At 40.2% G+C, this 1,631-nt stretch carries 1 protein-coding gene; it reads left to right on the top strand.

The genetic code is table 11. From position 1 onward, the window contains the following. The first annotated feature begins 200 nt into the window (after positions 1–200). The gene (locus DW949_RS12285; RefSeq protein WP_118023496.1) at positions 201–1,496 is read left to right on the top strand and encodes an ISL3 family transposase; all 1,296 of its coding nucleotides are present in this window, start codon (positions 201–203) and stop codon (positions 1,494–1,496) included. Positions 1,497–1,631: the final 135 nt, after the last annotated feature.

The raw sequence follows: 1,631 nt of genomic DNA, 5'->3' as shown, positions 1-1,631 counted from the left end.
GGTATTAGTCCAGATTTTGTGGTGTGGTCACCCCTAGTCCAATTTTTGTGGTCTCTTTTTCTAGTCCATTTTATGTGGTCATCCTAGTCACACTTTGTGGTGGGGCTGTTTACACTTTGTGGTCTGCCCCTTGCAATAAAAAAACTCCTTCTTAAAATGAAAGCATCACCCATTCATTTCTAAGAAGGAGGCAAGACAATATGTCTTTACATCAGTTTATCACAAATATTTTGAACATCAAACCCGAACAAATCCAGGATTTACTTACCCTCAATCAATCCGACGGTTCTATGGTCATTAAAATCCGTCTTGTTGACGCTCACTGCATCTGCCCGTATTGCAACGGACAGACGCATATTCATGGATATTACCCACGCAAACTCACTCATTCCACATTCATCAACAGGGCATGCACTATCCTGTATCTCCAACGCAGGTATCGTTGCAACACCTGCCAGATTACATTCAACGAACCGAATCCCTTCACGCATTCCCATGAAAGCATTACTCATGAAACTAAGATTAACATATTACAGGATCTTAAACATCCGGAAATCACCTACACCCTCGCAGCCAAGAGAAACTACGTATCTAAAGCTATGGTTCTCCGTATTTTCGACAGGCATGTCCATATTGCACGCAAACCATTGCCCAAAGTTTTATCTCTCGATGAGCATTATCTGCCAGACTCCGATTATGAGTCTCTTTACTGCTGTCTCTTGATGGATTTTGTTACGGGGGTCATTATCGATGTACTTCCCGACCGCAAGAAATCTTATCTTCTTTATTATCTCAGCCATATTAAACATGAGACGTATTCCTATGAAACTCACACAAGTGAGTTGGATCGTATTCAATATGTTTCCATCGACATGTCTGAATCATTTCGCTCCGTCTTCCAATCGTACTGTCCCAAAGCCATCATCTGTGCCGATAGTTTCCATGTCCTACAACATCTCACCAAAGATTTCAATGCAGTCCGACTGAAATGTCGCAGGGAAACACCAGATCCTGTTCTGGCATATTTATTAATGAAATTTAAAGTGGTACTGAACCATAATGTACAGCTGGATAACGTCGCTAGATACAACAAACGATTGAAACGATACATTAATCTTCGAGGCATCCAAACAGTACTATTCAAGCATTTCCCCGAATTAAAGAAAGCCTATGAACTCAAAGAAGAATATATTGCCTTCAATGAAACTGCTTCATTTGAAAATGCGGGCCGTAAGTTAGATGCATTAATCCTTAAATTTGCAGACTCACAAATCCGAGAATATGATGAATTCTGTATTGTACTTTCCAACTGGAAACAAGAAATCGTAAATTCGTTTACCGTTGTAAATGGCCGCCGTATCAACAATAGCCATATCGAATCAAAAAACCGTCAAGTACAGCGTTTATTAAACAATGCCAATGGATTCCGTAACTTCAAAAGAACCAGAAATCGTATTTTATACTGCCTGAATAAAGAAGACACGTATACCTTTTGACCACAAACATGGTCTAGGTCAACCACAAAATGTATCCAGCAAAACCACAAAACTGTAAACAGCGTGACCACAAAACTGTAAACAGCGTGACCACAAAAAAAGGTCTAGCCCAACCACAAAAGTTGGACTAGACCC

This window comes from Megasphaera sp. AM44-1BH, assembly GCF_003467125.1.
Taxonomy (GTDB): domain Bacteria; phylum Bacillota; class Negativicutes; order Veillonellales; family Megasphaeraceae; genus Megasphaera.
The sequence above is the reverse complement of the archived record's forward strand: the minus strand, read 5'-3'. Positions and strand labels throughout refer to the sequence as shown.